24 protein-coding genes are annotated in these 25,412 nt (G+C 35.2%); 11 read left to right on the forward strand and 13 right to left on the reverse strand.

Translation table 11 applies throughout. The features are described from left to right. Positions 1–19 precede the first annotated feature (19 nt). The 3 genes from ABDW27_RS17905 (at position 20) to ABDW27_RS17915 (ending at position 2,681) form a co-directional block, all read left to right on the forward strand. Positions 20–637: an isochorismatase family cysteine hydrolase gene (locus ABDW27_RS17905; protein ID WP_343697132.1), complete on the forward strand. Its 618-nt coding sequence runs from the start codon at positions 20–22 to the stop codon at positions 635–637. A 4-nt stretch (positions 638–641) separates the two neighbouring features. After that, on the forward strand, positions 642–1,172 hold the full coding sequence (locus ABDW27_RS17910) for a hypothetical protein (RefSeq protein WP_343697133.1): 531 nt from the start codon (positions 642–644) through the stop codon (positions 1,170–1,172). Between the two features lie 678 nt (positions 1,173–1,850). Next, complete coding sequence (locus ABDW27_RS17915) at positions 1,851–2,681, forward strand: hypothetical protein (RefSeq protein ID WP_343697134.1); 831 nt, start codon at positions 1,851–1,853, stop codon at positions 2,679–2,681. Here the strand turns inward: ABDW27_RS17915 and ABDW27_RS17920 are convergent. From ABDW27_RS17920 to ABDW27_RS17930, 3 genes are all read right to left on the reverse strand, one after another. Further along, entirely contained in the window at positions 2,678–3,772 is a 1,095-nt protein-coding gene (locus ABDW27_RS17920; protein ID WP_257683693.1) for a histidine kinase, read from the reverse strand. The genes ABDW27_RS17915 and ABDW27_RS17920 overlap by 4 nt on opposite strands. Positions 3,773–3,807: 35 nt before the next feature. After that, positions 3,808–4,509, reverse strand: a complete 702-nt coding sequence (locus ABDW27_RS17925; protein ID WP_343697135.1) for a LytTR family DNA-binding domain-containing protein — start codon at positions 4,507–4,509, stop codon at positions 3,808–3,810. A gap of 118 nt (positions 4,510–4,627) precedes the next feature. Continuing rightward, on the reverse strand, positions 4,628–5,194 hold the full coding sequence (locus ABDW27_RS17930; protein ID WP_257683695.1) for a porin family protein: 567 nt from the start codon (positions 5,192–5,194) through the stop codon (positions 4,628–4,630). A gap of 221 nt (positions 5,195–5,415) precedes the next feature. Between ABDW27_RS17930 and ABDW27_RS17935 the strand changes: the two genes are divergently transcribed. The 3 genes from ABDW27_RS17935 to ABDW27_RS17945 all read left to right on the forward strand — a co-directional run bounded on the left by ABDW27_RS17935 (position 5,416) and on the right by ABDW27_RS17945 (position 7,336). Beyond that, positions 5,416–6,168: an aldo/keto reductase gene (locus ABDW27_RS17935; protein ID WP_343698142.1), complete on the forward strand. Its 753-nt coding sequence runs from the start codon at positions 5,416–5,418 to the stop codon at positions 6,166–6,168. A 264-nt stretch (positions 6,169–6,432) separates the two neighbouring features. Continuing rightward, complete coding sequence (locus ABDW27_RS17940) at positions 6,433–6,885, forward strand: hypothetical protein (protein ID WP_257683696.1); 453 nt, start codon at positions 6,433–6,435, stop codon at positions 6,883–6,885. Positions 6,886–7,009: 124 nt separating this feature from the next. After that, positions 7,010–7,336: a hypothetical protein gene (locus ABDW27_RS17945; protein WP_264522492.1), complete on the forward strand. Its 327-nt coding sequence runs from the start codon at positions 7,010–7,012 to the stop codon at positions 7,334–7,336. 410 nt (positions 7,337–7,746) lie between these two features. On the opposite strand, the gene ABDW27_RS17950 is transcribed toward ABDW27_RS17945, so the two are convergent. The 8 genes from ABDW27_RS17950 to ABDW27_RS17985 form a co-directional block, all read right to left on the reverse strand. Beyond that, a complete protein-coding gene (locus ABDW27_RS17950; protein WP_257683698.1) occupies positions 7,747–8,265 on the reverse strand; it encodes a DUF6515 family protein in 519 nt (172 codons plus the stop codon). Between the two features lie 311 nt (positions 8,266–8,576). Beyond that, positions 8,577–9,491, reverse strand: a complete 915-nt coding sequence (locus ABDW27_RS17955; protein ID WP_257683699.1) for a phospholipase A — start codon at positions 9,489–9,491, stop codon at positions 8,577–8,579. A 17-nt stretch (positions 9,492–9,508) separates the two neighbouring features. Beyond that, positions 9,509–10,567, reverse strand: coding sequence for a hypothetical protein (locus ABDW27_RS17960; protein ID WP_343697136.1), 1,059 nt, complete (start codon positions 10,565–10,567; stop codon positions 9,509–9,511). 155 nt (positions 10,568–10,722) lie between these two features. Beyond that, entirely contained in the window at positions 10,723–11,310 is a 588-nt protein-coding gene (locus ABDW27_RS17965; RefSeq protein WP_257683701.1) for a DUF4397 domain-containing protein, read from the reverse strand. Between the two features lie 367 nt (positions 11,311–11,677). Next, complete coding sequence (locus ABDW27_RS17970) at positions 11,678–12,604, reverse strand: DUF6268 family outer membrane beta-barrel protein (protein WP_257683702.1); 927 nt, start codon at positions 12,602–12,604, stop codon at positions 11,678–11,680. Positions 12,605–12,667: 63 nt separating this feature from the next. Next, on the reverse strand, positions 12,668–15,766 hold the full coding sequence (locus tag ABDW27_RS17975; protein ID WP_257683703.1) for an efflux RND transporter permease subunit: 3,099 nt from the start codon (positions 15,764–15,766) through the stop codon (positions 12,668–12,670). An 8-nt stretch (positions 15,767–15,774) separates the two neighbouring features. Further along, positions 15,775–16,896 carry an efflux RND transporter periplasmic adaptor subunit gene (locus ABDW27_RS17980; RefSeq protein WP_257683704.1) on the reverse strand — a complete coding sequence of 374 codons (1,122 nt, stop codon included), beginning with the start codon at positions 16,894–16,896 and terminating at the stop codon, positions 15,775–15,777. A 42-nt stretch (positions 16,897–16,938) separates the two neighbouring features. Continuing rightward, positions 16,939–18,258 (reverse strand): TolC family protein, encoded by a 1,320-nt coding sequence (locus tag ABDW27_RS17985; RefSeq protein WP_343697137.1) that lies wholly within the window; start codon positions 18,256–18,258, stop codon positions 16,939–16,941. A 315-nt stretch (positions 18,259–18,573) separates the two neighbouring features. Between ABDW27_RS17985 and ABDW27_RS17990 the strand changes: the two genes are divergently transcribed. From ABDW27_RS17990 to ABDW27_RS18010, 5 genes are all read left to right on the forward strand, one after another. Further along, a complete protein-coding gene (locus tag ABDW27_RS17990) occupies positions 18,574–19,632 on the forward strand; it encodes a histidine kinase (protein ID WP_343697138.1) in 1,059 nt (352 codons plus the stop codon). Continuing rightward, entirely contained in the window at positions 19,629–20,408 is a 780-nt protein-coding gene (locus tag ABDW27_RS17995) for a LytTR family DNA-binding domain-containing protein (RefSeq protein ID WP_276174747.1), read from the forward strand. Before ABDW27_RS17990 ends, ABDW27_RS17995 begins: the two co-directional genes overlap by 4 nt. Before the next feature lie 167 nt (positions 20,409–20,575). Continuing rightward, complete coding sequence (locus tag ABDW27_RS18000) at positions 20,576–20,698, forward strand: hypothetical protein (RefSeq protein ID WP_257683708.1); 123 nt, start codon at positions 20,576–20,578, stop codon at positions 20,696–20,698. Positions 20,699–21,642: 944 nt separating this feature from the next. After that, on the forward strand, positions 21,643–21,804 hold the full coding sequence (locus ABDW27_RS18005; protein ID WP_166669327.1) for a hypothetical protein: 162 nt from the start codon (positions 21,643–21,645) through the stop codon (positions 21,802–21,804). Then, positions 21,804–22,373: a GNAT family N-acetyltransferase gene (locus tag ABDW27_RS18010; protein ID WP_343697139.1), complete on the forward strand. Its 570-nt coding sequence runs from the start codon at positions 21,804–21,806 to the stop codon at positions 22,371–22,373. Before ABDW27_RS18005 ends, ABDW27_RS18010 begins: the two co-directional genes overlap by 1 nt. A gap of 153 nt (positions 22,374–22,526) precedes the next feature. Here ABDW27_RS18010 and ABDW27_RS18015 read toward each other — a convergent pair whose 3' ends face one another. Continuing rightward, positions 22,527–23,240 (reverse strand): hypothetical protein, encoded by a 714-nt coding sequence (locus ABDW27_RS18015; RefSeq protein WP_343697140.1) that lies wholly within the window; start codon positions 23,238–23,240, stop codon positions 22,527–22,529. Between the two features lie 52 nt (positions 23,241–23,292). Then, a complete protein-coding gene (locus tag ABDW27_RS18020; RefSeq protein ID WP_343697141.1) occupies positions 23,293–25,083 on the reverse strand; it encodes a hypothetical protein in 1,791 nt (596 codons plus the stop codon). Between the last annotated feature and the right edge of the window lie 329 nt (positions 25,084–25,412).

Here is a 25,412-nt window from a genome sequence, read left to right on the forward strand (position 1 = left end):
TAAGTAAATGAAATAAAACATGGAAGCTAATACCTATTCAAAAACAGCTTTGATATTAGTTGATCCTTTTAATGATTTTCTCTCAGAAGGCGGAAAATTATATTCTGTTACAAAAGAAACTGTAGAAGGTATTTTGTTGGTAGAAAATCTTAAAAAATTAATTAAAGGAGCACGAGAGCGAAAAATACAAATAGTGTATGCACCGCATCATCATACGACAAAAGAAGATTATCTAAATTGGAAATTTTTATCACCTTCGCATCAGGGAAGCAAAAACACAGTTCTTTTTGAGAAAAATAGCTGGGGAGCAGAATTTCACCCTGAACTTTTGCCTGAACCCGGAGATTTAATTGCTCAGAATCACTGGACTGCGAGTGGATTTGCTAATACTGATCTTGATTTTTTGCTGCGAGCACATAATATCGATCGTATTTTAGTGGCAGGAATGAGAGCAAACACTTGTATTGATTCTACTGCACGATATGGTGTAGAATTGGGATATCATGTAACGTTGATTAAAGATGGAATTGCGGCATTTAATTGGGAAGAAATCAGGGTTACTGTTGAGGTTACTTTTCCTAATTATGGACACGCAATATTAAGCACTGAGGAATTTATAAATACACCAAAATTGTGAAGTAATGGAAATCATATCTGAAAGCAGTGCCACGGCTGTAATTAACGCATCAATAGAATCAATTGATTTGACGGAATGGGTTTTTACTTTAAAGAGTCATGAATATCAAGCATGTTCAACGGGGCATATTGCGGCAGGAAGTTCAATTTCGGCAGATGGTAAACGAATGTCTATAAATGTCGAGCAGGTAGCGGGTAATCTTTTAGTTCAAAATTATATAGAAGAAATAGGAAAGAGAGACCATTGTAGATTAAACTCTATATCGGATTCTTTTTCAGATTCAGGCCGAACAAAGCTGGGAGTAATATGGGAACTAAAAGTAGAAAAATTGACCCCAAACAGTTGTCAGTTTACAAATTTGGTTAAAGTTTTAATGACTGATGAATTTTCTTCAATGCTTCGATCAGCAGGTATTACCGATTTGAGTCCAATTAAAGCTGGTATGTCTGAGAATGTATCTTTACATAATCAGGAAGAAACACCGTTATTTGCAAAAGATATTGAGCGTAAAGCTCATTCCGGAGTTTGGAAATAAGTTTAGTATAATGTTCAAAAGTAAAAAGCCTTTAAATAGTTAGATTTAAAGGCTTTTTTTTTATCTGGCGGAGAAAGAGGTTTCTCCCTGTTTTATTAAAACCCTAGTAAATACTAGGCTTTAGATGCTATTTAAGAGTTGGCACAGAAAAAAAAGTGTACCTCGAAATTTTAACCAATTTCCTTGAACAAATATAGGTTAAAAACAACTTAAATTTACAAAAATTATATGGAATTTCTAGAGCTTTAAAAATCTAAATTCGACATCTATTTGTCAATTGATGTATTTTGAAGGTATGTTAGAACATTAATATGGGGGTTTTTGAGTAATTAGAGTTGTGATGATTTCAATCTATTTCAAAAATTTTATTTATGATTCATGGGAATTCTTTGTAAATGCAAAATGATTTGGTAAGTAGATAAAAACTAGATTTCAATCTATTTATTATAATATTCTTTTCTGATTCTCCAGAAAATCTTTGTATATACAAGTTCTCTAAAATGAGAGCCTGCCTGTCTTCTATAGTAGGAAAGCTTAGTTTTTTAATCCAGTTTATGTTTGCTTAGAAAAATTGAGTAAATAATCTGTAGTTGGTATAGTATTGGCGGTCATTGGTATAATTCGCACAAATGATGTTTGTTCCCATAATACTTTTGTGAAACTATAACAAAGGTGAAGATGAGGATTCAATATTATGCATTTATTTTTTTTATTCATTTTGCAGGCCATTGCCAGCTGCGAATTGAACATGAATTTTGGAATGGCCATTTTTCAAGCGGCGAGATAATATCTAATGTGTTAAAGCTTGAAGATGGAAGCATTGTCGAGAATAATATAGTTGTTTCTTCTTTAGAATTCTATAAGCCTGAGAAGCCAAATGGAACCGCAGTACTATTAATACATGGAGGAGGGATGTATGTGCTGTTTTCAGAGGTGCAGGGAGTTAAAGTTGCAGAGTGGCTCAATAAGCAGGGGATTTCCGTTTTTTTATTCAGACATCTGCTTAAGAAGAGTCAGACAGGCAGTCCTGTACAGGATCTTATTAAAAATTTTTCATTAAAATCGGATTATAAAAGAGTGCTTGCCGATTCGGTTTTTCTCAAAGCCGCTTCAGACGCAGGCCAGGCACTTAAATACCTCAGGGAATGTTCGGAAGACTTCGGCGTTAGGCCTGATAAAATAGGTCTGATGGGATTTTCAACCGGTGCGGCGCTGGGGCTGGAGTTATATAAAAGTAAATCCAAGTCGGCATGGCCTGACTTTCTCATAAGGTTGAACGGCTTTTCGGATGATAAAAGAAAATTTTCATCTTCTACTTCATTTTTCATTGCCTCGATTTCAGATACACCTTTTGATGAAACCAGTCAGAGCATAAAACTCTATGGTAATATCAGTTCTTCTAATGCCGCTGTTGAACTTCATGTATACAATAAAACGGCAGAAGATAACACTGACAGCAGATGGAGAAAGGATCTTGAGTTTTGGCTCGCAAAGCTGAAGGAAAATTAAATGGGCAGTTTTAAATAAGTACGATAGTGGTTGTCCTGAGGTCCAAAGCTTAGTTCATATCCGGTGTCCGAATATAAAAGCTGCAGTCTTCTTGTAATGTTGGAAAGGCCGGCGCCGCTGGCGTTATTTCGTTTCATTTTTTTGACCTGCGGCACCGAATTTGTTTCTGTAAAATAGAAATAATTGTCCCTCACGGCAATGGTTATAGTTACAAATGATTTTGCTTCGGAATCGGCACTGTGCTTAATGGCATTTTCAACCAGAATGATTAAAATATTAGCAGGAACTTTTATCCCTCTGATTTCTCTCTCATTGTAGCTTAGGGTGTGGGTAAAGTCATCTCTTCTGATTTTTTCAAGCTCCAGGTAGTCTTCAATAAATTTTATTTCTGAAGAAAGGAAAATCTGGTCGCTTCGGTCAGTTTCATATATTAGATGGCGCAGGAAGCTGCTCAATTTGATTATAATTCCGGAAGCTTTTTCAGGTTCGGTTGCCGTCAGGACATTTATATTGTTAAGCATGTTGAATAGAAAATGAGGATGTATCTGGTTCCGCAGCGCCGCAAGTTCACTCTGTACGGCACGGTCTTCTAATTCTTTAATGGTTTGAATGTCGCTGATCCATCTTTGAAGAAGCTTCAGCGCGCTGGAAAGAAGCAGAAACGGGCCAAATACAATGCTTATCACTACCATGACCGTAAACCATTCAAATTTTTCTGCAGCAGGTTTAATTCTGTGGGGATCCAGAACAAAAGAATGAAAACAGACTACAGCAAGAGATATTAGTGCAATTAGTGCTGCAAGAGAAAAAAGATAAAGCGCTGCTTTTCCCTTATATATAAAAAGTGGTGTCAGTTTATACATATTGATGTAGAACAGCGATACTGTAAAAAGAAGTCCGAAAATCCAGTCCAAATGATCGAAAAAACTGGAATATTCGCCCCATTTTTTTCCCGTAAGTCCCAATACAAGCAGAAATATAATACCTACGGCATGACGGTGGATTCTATACTTTTTAGAAGTCAGGCCTGTGAATAATCGGTCAGCGGAGTGAATGTTTTTTTGTGTATTGTTTTTAGGTTCATTTTTCATAGCTCCTGTTATGCATCTGTTTGTATTTTCTGTTTTTACTCCCCCAAAAAGTATTTATGAAACTCGGTCTGGTAGGTCCTTCCTACGGGAATCTCTATATTTTTCATGAAAATTGTAGTTCTGTCAAAAGAGGCGATCATCTCTGCATTGACAACATAGGATTTGCTGACCCTTAAGAATTTCTGTGCTGGGAGTTTAAGGTGCATGGATTTTATGTTCATCGCCGTTACAAATTTGCTGTCTTCGGTATGGATAACCACATAATCTTTCAAGCCTTCCACATAGAGGATATCACTGAAGAAGATTTTATGAAATCTTCTTTCCGCTTTTATAATTATGAAAGTATCATTGCTGCTTTCAAAAGTATTTTTATAGGTCTGGACCAGACTCAGCTGATGCACGGCTTTCTGCACTGCTTTCTCAAATCTTTCAGGCGTAAAAGGTTTCAGCAGATAATCGACAGCTTCTGTCTCATAGCTTTCAGCGGCATATTGGGGATAGGAAGTAGTGAATATGATCTGTATTTTAGTATCCAGAGTTTTTGCAAATTCAAGTCCGTTGTCATCAGGCATTTCAATATCAAGAAATATTAGGTCTGTATCATGTTCTTCCAGAAAAGCCGCAGCCTGTGCCGTACTGCTGAATGAGTTTAAAAGCTGCAGCCTTCCGTTCCTCCCTATAAGCAGCCTCAGCCCTTCACGGGCAAGGGGTTCGTCGTCTATGATTATGCATCTCATTTTTATATGTTTTCAAGCAGCCGGTTTATATTTAATGTTAAATGGCATTAAAAGTGCTGCGGGGGCGTAAAGTTATTATTAATTATTGAAAAGACAGCCTGTAAGGTTTTGGTAAAGCCTAAAATAAGCGAAGGGCTGCACCAATCTGAATCTGGCTGCTGTTTGATCTGCCGCCAAATTCACTTATATCAGAAAAACCCCAAATGTATCTCGCGTAGATAGTAAGCGGGCGAAGATTTATCTCAGCACCGCCTAATACCGAGAAATCAGTTTTCTTAAATAATTTCCTGCCGTTCTCTGTTATGGATTTATCGGAATCGGCCAGGAAGCTGAACTGTGGACCTGCAGTAAATGTTATAAAACCCTCGCTGTTTAATCGCAGCAGCAACGGCACGCTTACGTAGTTTAATGTTTTGCTTCCCTTGAATGCGTTGTCTATAACATCTGAATAACGGTCCTGTACCGATGTGTTGGTCTGGTTAAAGAGTACTTCTGCCTGAATTCCTGCAAAATCGGAAATTTCAGCGTATATAAAACCTCCCAAATGATAGCCGAGTTCAAATTTGTCCTGGAATGTTGTTCCGTTTATTTTGTTCAGGCCGGCCCCGGCTTTTGCGCCTGCATGAATCTGTGAATTTGCCGCAGCGTGCAGAAGAATGGCTGACAGCAGGAGGATTTTTTTCATTTTTTATTATTTTTTATTATTTTTTTTAGTAATTAGAGCTGTTTTATAATCTGCATGATATGGATATGCCATGAGCCCTTTTTTTTCCGCAGAATTATGTTGTAGAGTTTCGTGGATGAAACCTGCATGCCTCTGAAATGCGCCCGGTATAAAACTTCCGTGCAGGTCAGCAGCAAAAGGTTATGGCTTAGCGGTGTTTCCCCAACGACCAGACTACTGTTCTGGGGGTCGCCAAAGCGATCGAAGCGGGCTATCGTCATATTGATACCGCGGCTGTATATGGTAATGAAACAGCTATTGGCAGAGCGCTAAAGCAAAGCAGTGTGGATAGGGAAAGTCTTTTTGTCGCCAGTAAGGTTTGGAATACTGAGCGTGGCTATGAAAAAACAAAGAAGGCATTTCGTAAAACACTTCAGGACCTTCAGCTGGATTATCTGGATCTGTACTTAATCCATTGGCCTGCAGCAGGTCATCAGTTTAGGAACTGGCAGGAGCTAAATCTGTATACCTGGCGTGCCCTTGAAGAATTATGCTCTGAGGGTCTGGTAAAATCAATAGGAGTAAGTAATTTTCTGCCTCACCATCTCCAGCCTTTGATTGATGCGGCAGAAATAAAACCAATGGTTAATCAAATTGAGTATCATCCAGGTTTCAGACAGCAGCAAACAGTGGATTTCTGCAGAATAAATGATATAATTGTCGAGGGATGGAGTCCTCTTGGCACGGGCAGGCTTCTTGAAAACCAAAGTCTGCAGAATATTGCCACCAAATACAACAAGACTGTAGCCCAGCTCTGCATTCGATGGGCATTGCAGAATGAGGTAATACCGCTTCCAAAATCAATTACACCTAATCGTATAATTGAAAACTTTGAGGTATGGGGATTTGAAATTGATAAAGCAGATATGCAGACAATCGATAAAATGAAGGACATCGGAAGTTCAGGACTCGATCCCGATAAGGTTAACTTTTAAAAAATGAATTTCAATGTAATAATTTAACAGCAGCAGGCATTTCAGCAGCTGCTGTTTTTTTTTAGTTGGATAATCTTTCATGATTTGCAGCACTTCTTCTAAGTGTGTTTTTATGTGAACGCCATTAGTATAAACGATACGGCATTAGTGTAATTACGCTTTATTTAATGTGTGATTTCCAGTAAATTTGCATTTAAATTATTCATACTAAGTAAAGTTAAATATAAGCCCATTATGAGAATATAAGTCATCTTGTTCATATTTTTGTATTCCTTAAAAACTGCTGCTCAGGATAAACCGGCTCCGATTAAAAAGCTCGGAGGATTTGTTACAGAAAAATTTCCAAGTACGAGAATTTTTGATGTTCAGTATGAACAGCTAGGGCCAACGTATTTTAGTTCAAAACTCTTGGGGAATCGTTTTGAAGATGGAAAAATAGAAAGCCATAATAGATTTAAAGCAGCTTTAAATATGCCTTTTTTTACTTCAGAATCTAAAAAAATAGCCCTTACCGGATCGCTGCGTTACAAATATGAATCATATGGATTTGGCCAGTACAGATACAATACTAATTCAGTATATCATAGAGGTAATGAGGAATACCATTATTTTGCGACATCAGTGAGTGCTACTTATATCTCAAAACTTTTTAATAAAACAGTAATTTATAATGCAACGGCAACAGTAGATGCGGATAAAGAAAGTCCAGCGTTTTAAAGGTTTTGTGGGGACCAGTATGGTTTTAAAAAGAAATGCAGGTACAACGATGACAACGATGATAACGATGACAGCGATGACAGGGGGAGTGCTGGTATTGCTGGATCCTTCCTCTATAATTCCTATGACGCCGACCTTCAGTTATAATCATAAATTTGAGAACTCCAAATGGGATTTTGACTTCATACTTCCCCAGCGTATACTTTTTAGAAGACAACTTTCGGAGAATGGACGTCTGGGGATGGGAACAGAGCTTAATTCAGAAAATTTTTATATCAATCTTGACAACCCGGAGATGAGAGGTGTTTATGAACTCAACCAGCTGGAATTAAAATCCGGTATTACTTATGAATATCATTTTGCGCCGAGATTGATCGGTATGTTTAAAGCAGGAATTAATAATGTCGTAAATGTAAGACTTACGCAGAGAGGGGAGCGAACTTCTAATTAAATGTACAGACATAAAGAAGATCCCCAGGGATATGTCAAGTTCGGAATTTCGTATAATCCATTTTAAAGTAGATTAAACTTACAGTAGATAAAAAAATAAGATTTATTAGGTACATTTTTCATTTTACTGAATAAGTTTCTTCGGGAATCGTGCATCGATTTGAACTTTAGCTTTGAAGGCATTGATTTTTTTAATTGCAGCAGATAAAAAAATATCAAGATTCAATCGGAATATTTCGCAGGGTTGTTTTTTATAATAAGCTGCAAGTCAGCCCAAACTTACCAAAGCCGAATTCTAGTTTTCAAAAAAACATCGTTGCAGCATTTTTGCCGCAAAAAGTAAATGTCTTCCTATTAATAGGAGAAAAAAATTAACTTTTTGCGGCATAAAATATGTCAGGTCCACCTGAGTTATTTTGTCTTTTTACCTGCTGTTTTATAGCTGATTTCTCCATTCTCAGAAGTAATCTTTTCGTAGTAGATGTCGTTAACGCGGTAATAATTTTTACCGTTTATTGAAATTGATTCGGCGCCTTGCGGGAGTTGTGAAATAAATTCGGAATATTCAAGGCATATTATCTTCTCATCAGGTTTTTCAACTACCTTATAAATATTTGGCTGAATCTGGATGTAATATACGTCATTCAAATAATAGTAGGATGTCCCTGCGAGAATAAGAGTTGCAAAACCAGGTGGTAAAACATTTACATGAATCCCTACAGGCGGTCTAACAATTGTATAGCCTCCTTGGTAAGGACGGTAATAAATTCCATCAGCATAATGGTAATTTACTCCATTATAAACACTTACTCTGCTGTTAGGAATTGTTTTAGTAACTGTAATTTTTGCTGCTGCCCGGTGCTGGGCATGAACTGTCAGGACTGCTGATAAATTTAGTAATAGAGCGATTAGTGAATTTTTAATTTTCATGATAGCGATTTTTATTAATATTAATATTCTTTGATAATAGATTAAGGCTGTCTATCTGCATTTAGATGTCTTTATTATTACAGTTTTTTGAACAATGAACCAGTATGATTTACTGGTTTAAAAACTTAAATGATTTTGTTACTGAGAGCTTTGATACAAAGCAAAAAAAGGCAAATTAAATATTTTGTGAAAAGACAATCTGTTTTAAGCAGGCATATTTAATATTGAAGCGGACAGCTGGTGTTTCTTTTAGACATATTGCGCCCATAAACCTTTATTTTTAATATTTTCAGTTTATAAACGGCCTGTATTCAAAAGAAATTCATGAAATTTGGTTTGAGCACAAATCCAAATCTAATCATACTGGCCTGTTGATTATACTGCAGTAAGTTTTCACCATACCCATGAAAAGCCTGAACCATCATATACAGATTTGAAGTCGGAATTGCTTTGTAAAACAGCTGTGTTTCAACTGATCCTCTCCAGTCGCAGTCAGCTCCCTTTTTTACTATTACCTTTGCGTAAAGTTTTTGAGGAATGAAAATATAAGTGAAAGCAAGATCTCCGTATCCAATGTATTTAGACAGTTTGGGATTATCTGATAACGAGCCGTAGGGAATGGTTAGTTTTGCATCAATAATTAATTTTGGACTTACTTCTGCACCCCAGTTAAACGAAATAAAATTCCAGCTTCTTGAAGAGATGCTGTCTTTGCCATTTGACTCATGCTCAAGCATTAAAGAATAATATCCTAATCGTCCTTTTTTATTCATGTAGGGTCTTATAAAGCCAAGGCCGGGATTAAAGTTTATATCGCCGAATGGACTTGATTTCTGATAGACATCCCAAAAAGATTTCTGGGTGTAGGTGAGATAGGAGTATACGTTATCAAATAATGGTTTCTGATTTATTCGATATTTAAAACTTATCTGGAATTTAACATCTGAATTGTTAATTGATGGACCATCTCTGAAAGAAGTACCTGTAATAAAATAATTATCCTTGTGCATACTGAAATTCGGCTGGCTTAAAAAAATAGCAGTTGCCTTTTTTTTTTCGACTGAATCGTTTTGTGCATTTACCCCATTACAGTATAGAAAAAAGAAAAATAGAGATAATAATCTTAAAACTCCCCCTGTATTACAATGCCAAGTACAAGTAGCCAGCGAGAAAATGTTTTTTTGAAAATCCAGCACTGATTTTGATAAATGATTTTTATAATCCATGTGAATGTTTCTGAAGGTTATTTTCTTTTTGCAAGGTTTGCTGGATTCAGGGTGTATGAAAATCCCATATTAACACCGAATCCAAAAGTGTTAAGACTTCCTGAGCCTCCATTGTTGATATAGTACTTTAAAGGAAGTGCAGCATTTACTTTTAAGCTGGGAGAAAGTCTGTATTCCAGCCCAAAATCATAAAGCAGTGTGATGTATTGGTTTTCGCTGTTTTTTTTTGACACAGAAGTCTGCTTTCTTCTTAATTTAACATTTATCAGGGAATAAAAACCCAGTCCTGCTGAAGAAAAGTATCTCAGAGGCTCTTCATTATTATAATATTTTCTAAAAGTAAGATCGGCGCCGAAAAGAGCATGTGCATTTATGGTATCCCTGCTGACGGTCTGGAGTTTTTCTTTAGTTTTGGTCTTATTGGCGATCGAATAATTTAAATTTAAAACCAGGGCAGTAGTATGGCCTGTGTTTTTTTTTAATGAAATCCCAAGTAAACCTATTGCTGTTTTGTCAATTCCCAGTTTAGTTCCGGTAAGAAAAAAAGGATTATAATTAAATCCTATGTCAAAGTTTTTTTTATAGTTAGCCATTTTTACGGCATCTACTTCCTGTGTGGTGTAAACAATAGGCATAAAATAGTTGGTGGTGGTTGTTTTTTTTTTAATCTCGTCTTTTATTTGCTGAATTTCCAGGTCTTTCGCTGCAATAATTTTAAATTCATATTTCTGCGGGTTCGAATTCACATCATTTTGAGAAAAACCATTTTCTTCGCTAATTAAATAATATGAAGATTTTTCAATACGGTTTACAAAAGAGTTTACATTTATAATCTGCTCATAACAATTAAGAGGGAAGTTATTCTGCTTTTCAATAACGCGGATGTATAAAAAATTATAGTCACTAAAAAGGCCGGAGGATATATACCTGTTATTTAAAGCATGAAATTTAATATCTGCTACAGATACTTCAACTACTATTACTCCTTTTGGGTTTTTTGCTTTCTTCTCAAAAACTGTTTCGCTGTAACAGACTGTGCCGGGATTATTATATTGATGTACCGTCTGAGCTGACAAAGGTGAAATACTGATACAAAAAATCAGCAAAAAGAGCAAATTCGATTTAATTTCACAACTGTGTAAAATCTTAATGTTAGGCTTTAATAAATAATTTAAGCGGATGGGTGATTTAAGCATTGGTATAAGTTTCTTTTAAAATGAATCACAACTTGTCAATAGTTTTGAATAATGGAGGCGCAAAAAGTGTTTTCTTTTTGGGCCGCCCGTGTTAAGCCAGTAGAACATATGGTATATATACCGCCGGATTCCAGCTTCATCTGAGTTTTATAATGCGCATTTTTGGATAATCTGCTCTGACGATATTTTATCCAGTAGTATCCATTTTCAACCTCGATAAAAGCGGTTGCCTGTTTATACGCTAACTCTTTGTTTACTTTTAGTCCATTTCCTTGAAGAGTTATTATCTGGCTGTCACTTGAAAGATTTATAAATCGGATCAGAGATTTTCCTCTGGGAGGTGCGGCCCAGGTGTCCTTGAATCCTAAGAAAAATATTTTTTTGGATGAATCTTCCAAAGCAAAAAGGCTCATATTTTCATTTGTATTGAGAGAAAGACTGTTTACAGATAATACAGATCCATTATCGTTAATGGCAGTGATACTGTTGGCTCCAGTAAATAAACTAAAATAACCTGTGGGGCATGAATATTTCGAAGCTGATTTTTTGAGTTCTTCCGAGTTGAATAAAAAAGACAGATTGCTGGATTTTTGTATTAAATTGGTAAAGTTTACGTGCGGCATTTCAGTACAGTCTTGACCGTAATATAAAGCACTATTATAAGCACAGGAATGATATTGTGAGTTATTGGAACAAGAGTACGATATCATGCAAAAAAGAAAATAAGTTAACCTGTATTTAGTAAAAAAAATATTCATGTTTCATTTCGCATTATTCAATTTTTTGTAAGCTCTATTAATTATTGTATATTCAATTACATCAATTTATGCAGTTTTAGCGGTGAACATTAGTTGTTTAAAACTTAAATTTTTACGCATTAATATTTTAAGAAAATATCAGTGGTTTGTGTTTTTAATACTATAAAGTGTTTGTATTAAGAGACCACTGATATTATTCTGCTGATAAAAAGTTTAAAACTTCTTAAAGCAGTTACTCCTGAGCTTCGGGAGTGAGCTGTTTTTTGGGACTCGGAGGCAGCAGTATAATTCCTATATTAAAGAAGCCTCCTGATTCAGAATCGAATTTGTGTTTGCTTCCGGCCAGATCTTCAAACTGATACATACGCATGGTGCTGATTCCTCCCGAAGCTTCAATCAGTAAAGTTTTTGTAAGCTGGTAATTAACAAATGGGCCTATGTTGGCTCGTGCATAATTGAACCGGTCCATTTCAGTATCACTTGAAAAACTTTTTGAGCTTGCATTAAAGTTCGCCCCGTTTACTGCTGCCCTGAAACCAAGCCCGATTTTGTTCTCCGGGCCGGTCTGGTAAACGTAATTGGCAAATATCGGCAGATAGATATTCAATGCATGCCTGTCTTTTTTGTATTGGTACTGAATACTTGGAAACAGCAGCGGTTTTCCAAACCGCATTGTATATATTAATCCTGCCCCTCCAATTACATTATCGTTAAATTTCTTGGTAACCATGGCATTTCCCTGAACAATAAAATCATGCCAGGAAAGTTTATCTTTAAAATCACTAGCCAGTGTTGGAGAGAGGCGGCCTATGAATGTCCATTTTTCATTAAACCGGTAAATGTAGGTAAAGGAATAACTCATTTTATGAAATGTCATCTCGTTTTTTGAAGATAGGGCATCATTGTAAATGGCAGTTTCTACAATTCCGTACTGAAGCCCGTTAACTAAAATAGTTTTCTTGTCCTGGAGCATTTTAGGAAAACTTACAAAGGCACCTGCTTCGCTGAAAGCGGCTTTATTTCCGCCGGCATCATCTTTGAATTTCACTTTGGGATAACTTAAGTATTCTAATCCTGCAAGTTTTAGGTCTTGTGCCCTGCTCTGAAAACAGAGCAGTAACAGACTTATCGATACTATTTGTTTTATTGACTTTGTCATATTGTTATTTATTATTAATATATTTCACAGCTGTATAACAGCATGCTGCAAACTCATTGTTTATTAGAAATTCCTATCGGGATGTTTTGAATTTGATTTGAACCGCACCATCAATTTTTCTACAATCATATATACAGCAGGAACAAGAAACAGCGTGAGTAAAAAAGAACTTGTAAGTCCCCCGATCAGAACCCATGCCATCCCGTTTTTAAATTCAGAACCTGGACTTTGAGAAAGTGCCAAGGGAAGCATTCCTAATATCATTGCGAAAGTTGTCATAATAATTGGACGAAGCCTTTCTTTCCCTGCCTCTATTAAGGCCTCTTTGGCGCTGAAGCCTTTCTCTTTAAGATGATTGGCAAAGTCCACGATAAGAATGCCATTTTTGGTTACAAGTCCCAACAGCATAATTATTCCTATAATAGTAAAAATGGTCAGCTGGTTCATTGTCAGGGCTATGGCAAGCAGCGCTCCAATCAGGGCTACAGGCACCGAAAAAATAACCACAAAAGGATAGACCAGACTTTCATAAAGACTTACCATTACCATATATACAAGAAGTATGGCTATGATCAATGCAATACCTAAACTCATAAAGGCATCTTTTTGATTTTTGGAGTCCCCTTGAAAATCTACTTCGATACCGGCAGGATAGCCAGCCTTATCCACAGCTGCCTGAATATCCTGTACAATGGTTCCCGAAGGACGTCCAACGGCTGCGGAAGTTATTGTTATAGAATTTTGTCTGTCACTTCTCTGCAGGATCGACTGTCCCAGTACTTCTTCTACATCAGCAACCTGCCAGAGTTTTATTAACTGCCCCTTACTGCCGTTTAGAGAAAGATTTCTGATCGCTTCGATATCCTGCTTGTCGGTCTGGCTGATTTCTAAATTTATTTTATAGATATCATCTCCCTGCATGAATTCTGTATCGTCATTTCCGTTAAAGGCCAGCTGGATGCTCTGGGCCACGTCAGGAAGAGTAAGTCCCAGTTTAGCTATGCGATCTCTCTGCGGAGTTATTTTAATCTGTTTTACAGTTCCTTTGGTGCTGTAACGCACGTAATCAGTCCCAGCTGTCTGCATTACAACTTGTTTAATTTTTGCCGCCGCGCTGTAAAGACTGTCAATATCGGTTCCTTTTACAACAACCTGGATCGGTGCATTTACACCTCCTGTGATGCTTGTTGGAATTACGGTTACCTGAAGTCCTGGTATCTTCTCAATTTCATTTCTGGCCGTGACTCCAAATTGATCCGCTGTATAATCACGTTTAGTTTTATCAATGAGCGTTACTGAAAGTTCCGCAAGGTTTTCGCCGTCCCCTTTTGCTCCTGTCTGGGTTCCGACCAGCGTATAAACATTTTTGACCTCTGGGTGTTTCAGCATCAGCTGCTCGGCCTGCTTTACAAGGAGGTTAGTCTGGCGAATCGGGGTATCTGCAGCTGTTTCCAATTGTATGGCCAGTTCGCCACGGTCGCTGTCCCCCGCAAAAGATGATCCTATAAATCCTGAAGGAACAAGAGAAACGGAACCGGCAATTAATAATATAACCAGTATAAATAGATAACGTTTGTTTTGCAGCACCCATTTCAGAAGCTCACCATAGGTGTTTTTAACATTTTCAAGCAGATTCTCAAAACCAAGGATTATGCGTCCCCATAATGTCTGCTTTGTCAGATGTTCGAGTCGGGCAAAGCGTGACGCCATCAGCGGTGTTAAAGTGAAGGCTACCAATAAACTCATTAGTGTGGAAACCACCACCACAACAGCAAATTCTCGTAGTATTCCTCCGATAAGACCTCCTGCAAAAGCCATTGGCAGGAACACCACTACGTCTACAAGTGTAATGGCCAGAGCTGTAAATCCAATTTCATTACGGCCGTCAAGTGCTGCTTGTTCTTTTTTCTTGCCCATTTCCATATGCCGGAAGATATTTTCCAAAACCACTATACTGTCATCCACCAGGATTCCAATCACTAATGAAAGTGCTAAGAGGGTCATAAGATTTAATGAAAATCCCATAGCGTACATGACAATAAATGTAGGGATCATCGCTGAGGGTATAGCGACCATTACAAAGAAGGAACTTCGCAGACTGTGCAGAAACAGCAGCATGACCAGACCAACAATGATCACGGCCATAAACAGGTCATGCATCACTGCATCTGCCGAACTGAGCGTATATATGGACTGATCTGAAGCAATCTCATAATTAAATCCTTGTGCTTTATAAGTTTTTTTTAGCTCATTGAGCTTGTCTTTTACCTGCTGGCTTACATCTACGGCATTGGCATCATTGGTTTTGAATATCTGTATGCCGACTCCTGGTTTATTATTCATACGGTTCAGCGTAGTTATTTTCTGCTGCGCATCGCTAACTGTCGCTACATCAGACAGTAATACACGGCTTCCCGAACCATTGTCCTTGAGCACAATCTCCGATAATGGACTTACCTGCTTATAGTCGCCGTTGATGGTAATGGATAAATTCTCTTTTTCACCCGATATGTTTCCTCCGGGTATGGAAATACTGTTGGCAGCAACAGTCTGAAAAACTTGTTTTGCAGATAGGCCATACATTTGGAGTTTACTGTTATCCAGCAGAATTTTTATTTCTCTTGGCTGTCCACCTATGATATTGATCTGACCTACACCCTTTACACTGCTCAGCTTTGGCTTTATGTCCTTGTCAATTAAAAGATAGAGGTCCTTTGAAGAGATGTTCCCTGTTGCAGAGATATTCAATATGGCAAAATTATCGGTGCTCAGACGGTTGACCACAGGGTCATCAATGTTATCGGGCAGTGTAGATTTTATTTGATTGATAGCTCTTTCAATGTCCTGCTGCGCCTGGACATCTGAAACCCCAGATTTCAGGGCAACCTGAATCGAAGATACATTTTGAAGCGAGCTTGAGGTTACCCTGTCAATTCCTTCTACCGTACTTACTGCTTCTTCAATTGGTTTGGAAATTTTATTTTGGATTTCCTCAGGGGATGCCCCGGGAAGCACAGTTCTAATACTGATATTACCTGTTTCAAAGGTAGGCAGTAGATTGTAATTCAGGCTGGTGTAACCTAAAATCCCAAAGAGTATAAGCGCTGTAAAGGCGGTAATTATAAGCAGGGGACGTTTTATGGATAGTTCTGTTAATGTCATTGCTGATATTATTTTATAATGTTTATAGTACTGCCCGCTCGTAAATTAATCTGGCCGGTGGTAATAACTCTGTCACCCTCGTTTAAACCTGAAAGTACTTCAACAAGGTCGTTTTGTATAATTCCCGTTTTAATTATTTTAGTGACGGCTTTTCCATTACTTTCAATAAATACATAGGGGTCTTTGCTGTCATTGATAAGTGAAGATTTAGGAATCTGCAAGGCTTCTTTTTTAGAAACAGTGTTAAATGAAACTTGGACATCTGTACCTCCTTTAAGCAGAATGCCTTTTTTCTCTGAGATAAGTAGATCTATTTGATAATTGTGATTGCTGTCAGACACTGAGCTGATATAATTAATTTTTCCCTTGAAGGTTTCTTCTCCGAACAAGGGCGAGGTAATTATAGCTGATTCTCCGGTTTTTAATTTATAGCTCATCTGCTGATCTACAAAAACGGTAACTTTAACTGCTGCCGTATTGCTTATAGTTGCAATAGGGCTGCCGGGGCTGACAAACTCCCCCTGTTTAATCATATGGGCGGAGACCGCGCCGCTCAGAGGCGAAATGATTATGGAGTTTCGGATCTGCTGCTGGATCAGCCGTATCTGTATTTCTGAATTTTCAAGTTTATTTACAGCGTTATCGAATTCATTTTTAGCAGTAAGCATATTTACCTGAAGTCCGGCATTGTTTTCAAAGAGATCTCTGGCTCGGTTGTAATCGTCAAGTTTTTTGGTCTTGTTAATTGCTGCAAGGTTTCTTTCTATCTGTGCATTTTTTAAATTTATTTGCAGTATGCGTGTATCAAGCCTCCCGATAACCTGTCCCTTCTTTAACTCCTTGCCTAGATATAAATCCAACAGGGCGATCATACCGCTGTTTTGTGCATACAGCATGACCTGGTCCAAAGGCTCAATTGTTGCGGGATATTGATCATTGGTTTTCAAAGGGGAGATCTTTGCAGTCATAACTGATACGGCCACAGGGATATCTGTCCTGTCCACGGGTCTGGCGGACTCATTGATTTTCTTTTTGTTGCCTGCAAGGACAATAATTATAGGTAAAATTACCACTAAGCAGAACGATGCCAGTATAATCAAATTCCTTTTTTTTTGATTTGGATTTTTCATACGTTGTAGATTTAATTTTCTGTAATAAATTGTATTTAAAGTTTAACGGATCTGGCTCATAAAGCTTAGAAGCGATCCTTTTGATTTTTGGTAATCCATCTGGCTGATCATAAGATTGTATAAACTATTGATGTAATTACTCTGTGATTCCTTATATGCCAGATCGTCATTAAGGTAGTCTGTGAGATTTGTAACCCCTCTCTGGTATTGATAATCGGTGACATCCAGTAATTTTTTTGCCAGCACCATATTATCCTTACTGCTCATGTAAGAGCTGTATGCAGTGCCCATCGCTGTTTTTGCATTGTCAAAACGTAATTCCAAGTTTTGTTTATTGATTTTAAAATTCAGCTCTTCATTTTTAAGTTTTAACTTTTCTTCCTGAACTTCGCTTTTTCGTTTAAAACCGCTGAAAATTGGTACATTAAGCGAAAGACCTACATAAGAGAAAGCGCTCCAATTGTTAAAACTGTTGGAAAAATCATTATTCAGCGCCTGCTGTCCAAAACGCCCCACTGCTGATAAAGTGGGAATAAAAGAGGCTTGTTTGGTCTTCAGGCTGTATTTCTGAAGTTCCAGTGACTGTTCGCATATCGCGGTTTCGGTCAGATTATCCAATACTAGATTTTCATCAAAATTTCCCGCGGCCAGAAGCTCATAGTTAACGGTAGGAACTATATCAAAATTCTCTTCTGCATCCATACCCATGGCATTTTTCAGTATGTTCAGAGCCAGTATTTCTTTGGTTTGCGAATCTTGGATCTGATAGGTTGTCGTATTGAGGTTTACCTGTACTCTGTCAACATCTTTTTCCAGTACTGTTCCTTTCTCGTATTGATATCGAAGTACTTTAACCATCTGTTCATATTTCTGCTGGTTGGATTTGAGTATGTGCAGTTTTTCTCTGTATATTAATACCTGGTAGTAAGCTGTTCCGGTATTATAAATCAATAATTCCTGATTTTGTTTCTGTTGCAGAACACTTATCTCAGCATAGGGCTTGGCGGCTTTGATCCCGGTTATTTTAGATTGGTCATAAATGATCTGCTTTACATCTACAGCTGTGTTGGTATTATACTTGGTGCCAAAAGTAATTTCTGATGGATCCGGGCCCAGGATTCCAGCAGGCAGCACATTGGTCTGGAGCTGAATGTTATTGAGTATAGTGGCAGAACCAGATACCTGGGGAAGATATTCCGAAAGGCTCTGCCATGATTTTGCTTTTGCTATGGCAACATTATTTTGCTGCACAAAAAGAGAAGGATGATTCTTTAATGTATAATCAATACATTGCTGCAATGTAAATTCTTTCTGCGCATGGACCTTAAAGGCAAGAAATAAGATTAAAATTTGTTTTTTCATTATCATTTTTTTTCGTAGAAGCATTAATTTTGATGCAAATTAAACGTTGCTCAAGCAGTGGTAAAAGCGCTTTCTGCTCTAAACGGGCAAATTTTGAAGTGAAGCGGGCGGGATATAGTTTAGTGAAAATCATGCTCAGAGACCCTGAAGATTTCAGATAAAGCTCAAGATTAACGCTGTGTTCTTTTCGAGATTGGTTTTGGTTGGTTGAGAATTCATTTTGCCTGTTTTAAGACTGCCACGGGAGCAGGGCGGGAGTAATGTTATAAATTTGTAATAGTTAAAGTGTTTTTAAAATAAAAAATAGAAACTGTTATGCCCTTAATTTTAAATGTGAAAAAAAACATGCAGTTCCAAAAGATTGACTGGAAACTCGGAGTGCTTTCATCTATTCTTTTCTCCATGATAGCATTCTCATTGTTTCTTATCAGAATGGATGAGATTCGATGGAATGACACACTGCTTGTTGTGACATTTACATTTTTATATTGCTTTTTATGCTGGCTGATCCACAGCTCCCTTTTAAAAAGGAACAATCAATTAAAATTTGACAATAAGCAGAAAAGATATGCTGCGCTGAGCATTATGGCAGCTGGTTTTTTAATTTTTGGATTTGATCTGATCTGCGGTTTTTTTTCAGATAGAATTATCTTATTTAATCAATTCTCTTATCAGATGCAAGGTCCTAAAAAATATTTTGGGATGCTTTTGAGAGCAGAACTCCTTAGCTGCCTGTATTATTTTATTTTGTATTATACACATATCCTGCGCGAAAAACAGCAGTATGCAATAGAAATTGCAAAATTGAAACAGGCGCAATTGGAAGCTAATCTGTCTTCTTTAAAGGAACAGCTGAGCCCGCATTTCCTATTCAACACACTCAGTACACTCAGTACACTGACCCGGGAAGAAAATGTAAAAAATTATGTATTGGAATTAGCCAATGTATACCGGTATGTTGTACTCTACGAAAAGAAAAATAAAGCTTCATTGAAAGAAGAGCTTAAATTTATCGAATCATATCTTTATATTTTAAAGACAAGAATGGAAAATGCTATTATGATCTGTATAAACGTAGATGAAAATATGAAAAAGACAGTTCTGCCTCCTTTAACGCTGCAGCTTCTGATCGAAAATGCAATCAAGCATAATATTGCCTCCATGGCAAGACCCCTTAAGATTGATATTTACATTAAGGATGAAGAATTTTTGGTTGTATCCAATAATTTTCAGCCTAAGATTTCAGTGCAGCATTCTACAGGAATTGGTCTGGATAATATCATGCAGCGTTATAATTTGCTGTTTAGCCGTGATATACATATAATAAACAATGCCAATGAGTTTACTGTAATGCTCCCAATTATAAGACCATGAAAATACTAATTATAGAAGATGAAATAAAAACGGCCAAGGAACTGCAGAGAATCCTTCTTTGCTTTAAGGGCTTTGATATCGAGATTTTAGCAATTATCGACAGCGTTGAGGAAAGCCTGCTGTACCTTAATAACAACCCGCACCCAGATCTTATATTCTCTGATATCCAGCTGGCTGATGGTTTATGTTTTGAAATATTCAATAAAATTTCCGTCAAGAGTCCTGTTATATTTTGCACTGCTTTTGACAGTTATATGATGGAGGCATTTGATGTCAACGCAGTAAGCTACATTTTGAAACCTGTCTCGGTTCAGAGTGTAGAGGCAGCTCTGCAGAAATTCAGACTTATGCAGGAAGCCTTTGAACCGGAAAAAGCAGCCCGCACTATAAGTGCACTTGGACAGCAGATGAAGTCTAATTATAAAATAACACTTCTGGTTGAACAGCGTGAAAGAATTGTACCTTTAAAAGTAAATGATATAGCTTTTTTTTACCTTGATAAGAAAAATGTGGTAAAGATTACCACATTAAACAGCCAGCGCTATTTTATGGCCTCCAGTTTAGATGAGGTGGAAGGTACTATTAGCCATCAGCAGTTTTACAGAGCAAACCGCCAGTTCCTCATTAACAGGGATGCTGTTGAATCAGTAGAGCGGTATTTTTCAAGAAAACTGGTAGCTAAGTTATCCGCTGAAGTACCGGAGATTATTATAATCAGCAAGGCAAAAGCCAGTGATTTTCTCAGATGGCTTGAGGGTGGGTTTGAAGCTGGATAATTAAATTTATAAATTTAGATTTTCTAATCAAAGTTCAGCAGATAATCTATTTTTTAAAATTATGCAGGAAGTTATCGGACATAGGGTTTATGCTGTATTTTTGCTGACCCGGACAAAAAATAAAAACCCTTTTTTCAAATGCGCAATGAAAACTTTAAGCTGCTTATATGATCAATAAAAATGAATTAAAAGAAGGACTAATTGAACATTTAAAAGGGATGATCGAATTGAGCGGTTTTACTTTAATTGCTATGAATGCTTCGTTTGGAAAAACGAATATAGTTTTTTGAGCGATAAATAATGGATGTTTTTCGAATTTATTTAAATTTTTGGTTTAATATATTTTCCGATATTTAAACGGGTAGAAAAAACAAATGGTATTCTGCAGCCAATTTGAACATCGACTCAGCAGGTTTTGGTTTTGCTGATTATTGGTTGTTCTTTGAAATGATTTACCAAGTTTGCTGTGGTAGATTGTAACTATTTGTTTTTAAGTAATTTATGATAATGTGTGGTTTTATAGTGCGGAGGAAGAGGTTCCGCTTTAAATTATTAAAAACACTAGTAAATACTCGATTTAATATGTTATTTAAGAGTAGGCACGGAAAAAAAGTGTACCCCGAAATTTTAATCAATTTCGTTGAGAAAATATAGCTTTAATAAAGTAAAAAAAGCGAATATCTACCTTGAATATTGAGATTTTAAGAAGATCAAATTGATTTCATATAAATTTTGATGATCGAACTACTCCGTAAGTTCTCGAACAATACTTATTATTTAAAATAATTTTTAATAATTTCGATATTTTGACCCAAAACAAATTATATTAATTTTGTACTGCTCGCACCACCGAATTTTATGTAAACCAAAAAAAAACAGGTGTTTCTACGTACTTGTTAAACCAAAATTTAATATAGATTTGCGTAAAAAATTAATAATAAATTTGTATCTTTAAAGTAAGAGTGGATCTATAATTGTTGGACGATATATATTTTGCAAAATATTAACATTAACAATACAAGTAAAGGTATTGTTTTTGCTCACCTATTATTATAACATGCAGTATCTTATTTAGATTTGTTCTAAATTAATTTTTAACGATTAACGGTAACTTAACATTTTTATATTTGCGAAGTCGAAAATACTTAAATAATACGGTTTTCCGTAAATATACGTATATCTAAATTTACGTATATAGACAACAAACTCATTTTTTAATCAAAAGCACTACACAATGGCAAAGCCAATCAAAAATACTCCCGTATTAAGAGGTAAAGAAGCCGTTACCTTTTACAAATCTATTGATTTAAATCAAGATAAGAAAATTAGTGCGTCAGCTTTGAATTCAGTTAGAACTGATGCTCAAAAACTAAAAGAACTTCTAAAGGTGAACTAATGCCGTTTACTGGTTTCAAATTTTCTAAGCTGAATTCTGCTACTAATATTCTTCCTTTTGAATGTGGTGATGAAGATTTAAATAGTTTTCTTTCTAACAAAGCTATTGCTTACAAAAAAGAATTGCTTGCAACAACATATATACTTGAAAGCGAAGAAAAGACTATAGCATATCTTAGCATATATAATGATGCCTTGGCCGTTCAGGAAAAGAACTTTGCGTCAAAGAGTGCATTAGAAAGAACTGTAAAAAAAATAATCGACCATCCAAAGAGACATTTAAGGCAGTTCCCTGCAATTAAAATAGGTCGTTTAGCTGTTTGTAAACATACAAAAAAAACGAGAAAAGGAATAGGCAGAGGTCTTGTTAACTATGTTATCAATTTAGCACTGGAACAAAACAGTAGTTGCGCATGTCAGCTAATTACCGTTGATGCATACAGTGAATCGCTAGATTTTTATACAAAACTAGGCTTTAATTTTCTGACAGAAAAAGACAAAGGCGAGGATACCAGACAAATGTACCTTGATCTCAGACCTTATATGAATGCGTTTGAGGAAACTCTTTAATGGTATTTCCAGTATATTATTGATTTTTAAGTTTTTTTATTTTTTTCACTACCGCAAGATTTACCGATAATATTTGAAATATTAAATAACGTATTGATTTCAGGGCTTAATTATAGTTTTTTTATCGTTATTCAATGGGGATTTTTGAATTTTTCACTTATTTGAATTTTTCTTCTTGTTCTCGTAATCAATTACAATTTGTTCATTTGTCATTTCTTTTAATAATGAAATATAATTTTTAAACATTATATTAAAATCGTTTATTATATTCTCTAATGGTACGGTAAGTAATTTATTTTTTTGTTTATCAAATTCCGAATTAAAGTTTCTTATAGCGTAAACTGTAGGTTTTTCAAGTTGTCTATAGAATAGTACATGATCATTAATGAATGAGTGCTTGTAAGTATTTGTAATGTCATTTACGTTTTTTAAAAGGGTTTTATAATCAAGAAAAAAACTCACTTCTTCAAATTTATTCTCATTCCATTTGCCTAATAACTTACCAATGCTTTCTAATTCTATTTTTGTTGGGTAGTCTCCCAAATCTTTTCTTTTTTCAACTATATACAACAAAGCTATTAATTCATCGATTATCATTCGCAAATCTGACATAACATGTATTATCTCAATATAAGGGGTAATAACCGTCTTTTTGTTATTTAATCCATTTCTTTGTTTTAAATTAGTTTTATATAGTTCCACTTTTTCACATATAGAAACTAAAATATCGTTAAGATAATCTAACCTACTGAATACAAAATGAACCTTGTTGCTTAAATTCCCCCAGTATTCAGAAGCGCAAAATTCAGGTATATCATCAGCATAAATTTCTTTTGTAGCATCTCTATATATATCAAATTGTATCATGTTTCAGTTTATCTTAAAAAGAGTTGATTGAGTCTTTATTGTTAATTGAATTTTATTGAAAAATTTCATTGGGATTGTCAATCTCTAAGAATTTTTCTAATTTTTCTCCTTTCAAAGCACCCAATATAATTTCTTGTGTAATAAAATAGTCATCAATCGATACCTTTCCATCATTATTAACATCAACATTAACATCAGACATAAAATTTAAAATTGAATTTAATGTAAAGGATAAATAATATTTTAGATGCGCGATGTGTGTGTGGATTCCATTTTTTATTGCGGCGTTATGAACTATTTCATTTCTGATACGATATAACCTGGTGATGTTCCATATTAGATTATCTTGGTGTTTTTTTAAAACATCTTCAATTTTATTTGGCTCTTCATGCCATTTCTTAAAAAAAGCAGTTCTAAATTTAAGTAGCTCAGAATTAGTGTTATCATTGATTGAGTTATAACTTTTGTGATCAATGAAATATTTTAGATCATCATTGTAATTTGTAATATTGGGTTTTAATCCAAGTCTTCTCAAAGATCTATGAAAATCATATAAGTTGCGTTTTACATAGATTAAACTGTGACACTTAGGGAAGTAGTTTCTTATTCTATCAATAGTTTTTTCGTCAGAATTGAAAGAAGTAAAAATAAATTCCAGTCCAATCCAATAATTTAACAATTTTGTTTCAAGTTCAGGTGATTCACTTCCAGTTCTGTAATATCTAATAGCACTAAGGATTTTGTCAAAACTTTCAGGATCAATATTTTTGGTTTTTATAGTAGTTATTTTTTGCAACAGATCTGCGAAAACATCAGAATCGCTCTTAAAGTAACCATCAATTTGAAAATTGCTAGGACTAATGGATGCTTTCAAAGGTTCTTTTTCTCCAATTGTGGCGCATTGTGCATCAATTTTGAAATGCTTATTGTTATATCCGAGATGATAAATATCTAAATCTTTAGATAACTTGTTTATCCCTAATTGAATTGCTTTGAAATAATCTTTACTTTTGAAATTAATAGATATAAGGATTTTTTCTTTGTTTTTTTCTAAAAAATTATAAACTTCATCTGAAATTTTAGTTTTGTTGATTCTTCTATATTTTTTATCAATTAAATTATAAGAATTGTCAATTTTTTTTAATTCTAAAAATTGAAATGAATTATCATTAATTAAAAATATAACAGTGAAATTTTCATCTACTTTGTCTATTATTGACTTAAAAACAGCCATTTTATCTGAGAATGTTGGCGTATTGATATTGTAAATAAATATACTCTGAAATGTTTTGTAAAGATACTGTTTTGTAAAACCTTTACTTAGTAATTCAATATAGAGGTAATCGACTAAGACAATCAAGTCCTTTTTTAAATTATCAAATACCTTTTTTTGAGATTCAATAAAATTGCCTTCTTCATCAAAAAAGTTAGAATTTGATCCTGTTATTAATTTAATTTTTTCGAATATATTGGAGCAGTATTCTTGATTATCTTTTAAAATTAATTTACTTGATTGTATAATTAACTTGTAATTTTTTCTCTCAGCTCTTTCTAAAATACCAGTGTAATGTTTTTTGTTAATCTTTATAAATTTTAATTCGTCATTGTTATCATTTAAAATTTTCTTTAATTCTTTGGAAGTATAATTGACGTAATCATTATTAGTTAGGATTCCGTTTATTGATGATTGAGTTACAGTGATTAATTCTTCAATTAATGTTTTTGGATTATGCAATCGAAGTCTATAACTATCTATTGTATTTTGATATAAGGATTCAACAGATTTTTCTATAAACAATTTTTCTAAATTATTAGTTGGGTATTGAAGATCTATATTTTGCATTTAATCATTATTGTATTACTTTTGTATAAAAGTAGAAAAAATAATTAAACATACAGAAAGGGGTTCGGGTACTTCCTCTACTTTGCTTTAGTAAGATTTATTCGTCCCCCTAAGTAATAAAGACTGATTTTTAAAATCAGTCTTTTTTTTATTTATTTATAATATAAATAAACTTAGAATCGGTCTTAAAATTTCGTAAACATGAAGATTCTATTTTTATATCATTGTGGGAAATTTGACTATATTTATTTTATGTTTAATCAAACTCTTTAAAAAAAGATTTTTTGAATAAACTTTAATATTTAAAAATACTTTGTTTCTTCTTCAAT

The sequence above is a fragment of the Flavobacterium sp. genome (genome assembly GCF_039595935.1).
GTDB lineage: Bacteria > Bacteroidota > Bacteroidia > Flavobacteriales > Flavobacteriaceae > Flavobacterium.

Bases quoted from the DNA above. Each gene is read 5' to 3' on its own strand.
- ABDW27_RS17905 (WP_343697132.1), top strand. From the start codon at position 20: ATGGAAGCTAATACCTATTCAAAAACAGCTTTGATATTAGTTGATCCT.
- ABDW27_RS17910 (WP_343697133.1), top strand. From the start codon at position 642: ATGGAAATCATATCTGAAAGCAGTGCCACGGCTGTAATTAACGCATCA.
- ABDW27_RS17915 (WP_343697134.1), top strand. From the start codon at position 1,851: ATGAGGATTCAATATTATGCATTTATTTTTTTTATTCATTTTGCAGGC.
- ABDW27_RS17920 (WP_257683693.1), bottom strand. From the start codon at position 3,772: ATGAAAAATGAACCTAAAAACAATACACAAAAAAACATTCACTCCGCT.
- ABDW27_RS17925 (WP_343697135.1), bottom strand. From the start codon at position 4,509: ATGAGATGCATAATCATAGACGACGAACCCCTTGCCCGTGAAGGGCTG.
- ABDW27_RS17930 (WP_257683695.1), bottom strand. From the start codon at position 5,194: ATGAAAAAAATCCTCCTGCTGTCAGCCATTCTTCTGCACGCTGCGGCA.
- ABDW27_RS17945 (WP_264522492.1), top strand. From the start codon at position 7,010: ATGACGCCGACCTTCAGTTATAATCATAAATTTGAGAACTCCAAATGG.
- ABDW27_RS17950 (WP_257683698.1), bottom strand. From the start codon at position 8,265: ATGAAAATTAAAAATTCACTAATCGCTCTATTACTAAATTTATCAGCA.
- ABDW27_RS17955 (WP_257683699.1), bottom strand. From the start codon at position 9,491: ATGGATTATAAAAATCATTTATCAAAATCAGTGCTGGATTTTCAAAAA.
- ABDW27_RS17965 (WP_257683701.1), bottom strand. From the start codon at position 11,310: ATGCCGCACGTAAACTTTACCAATTTAATACAAAAATCCAGCAATCTG.
- ABDW27_RS17970 (WP_257683702.1), bottom strand. From the start codon at position 12,604: ATGACAAAGTCAATAAAACAAATAGTATCGATAAGTCTGTTACTGCTC.
- ABDW27_RS17975 (WP_257683703.1), bottom strand. From the start codon at position 15,766: ATGACATTAACAGAACTATCCATAAAACGTCCCCTGCTTATAATTACC.
- ABDW27_RS17980 (WP_257683704.1), bottom strand. From the start codon at position 16,896: ATGAAAAATCCAAATCAAAAAAAAAGGAATTTGATTATACTGGCATCG.
- ABDW27_RS17985 (WP_343697137.1), bottom strand. From the start codon at position 18,258: ATGAAAAAACAAATTTTAATCTTATTTCTTGCCTTTAAGGTCCATGCG.
- ABDW27_RS17990 (WP_343697138.1), top strand. From the start codon at position 18,574: ATGCCCTTAATTTTAAATGTGAAAAAAAACATGCAGTTCCAAAAGATT.
- ABDW27_RS17995 (WP_276174747.1), top strand. From the start codon at position 19,629: ATGAAAATACTAATTATAGAAGATGAAATAAAAACGGCCAAGGAACTG.
- ABDW27_RS18000 (WP_257683708.1), top strand. From the start codon at position 20,576: ATGATCAATAAAAATGAATTAAAAGAAGGACTAATTGAACATTTAAAA.
- ABDW27_RS18005 (WP_166669327.1), top strand. From the start codon at position 21,643: ATGGCAAAGCCAATCAAAAATACTCCCGTATTAAGAGGTAAAGAAGCC.
- ABDW27_RS18010 (WP_343697139.1), top strand. From the start codon at position 21,804: ATGCCGTTTACTGGTTTCAAATTTTCTAAGCTGAATTCTGCTACTAAT.
- ABDW27_RS18015 (WP_343697140.1), bottom strand. From the start codon at position 23,240: ATGATACAATTTGATATATATAGAGATGCTACAAAAGAAATTTATGCT.
- ABDW27_RS18020 (WP_343697141.1), bottom strand. From the start codon at position 25,083: ATGCAAAATATAGATCTTCAATACCCAACTAATAATTTAGAAAAATTG.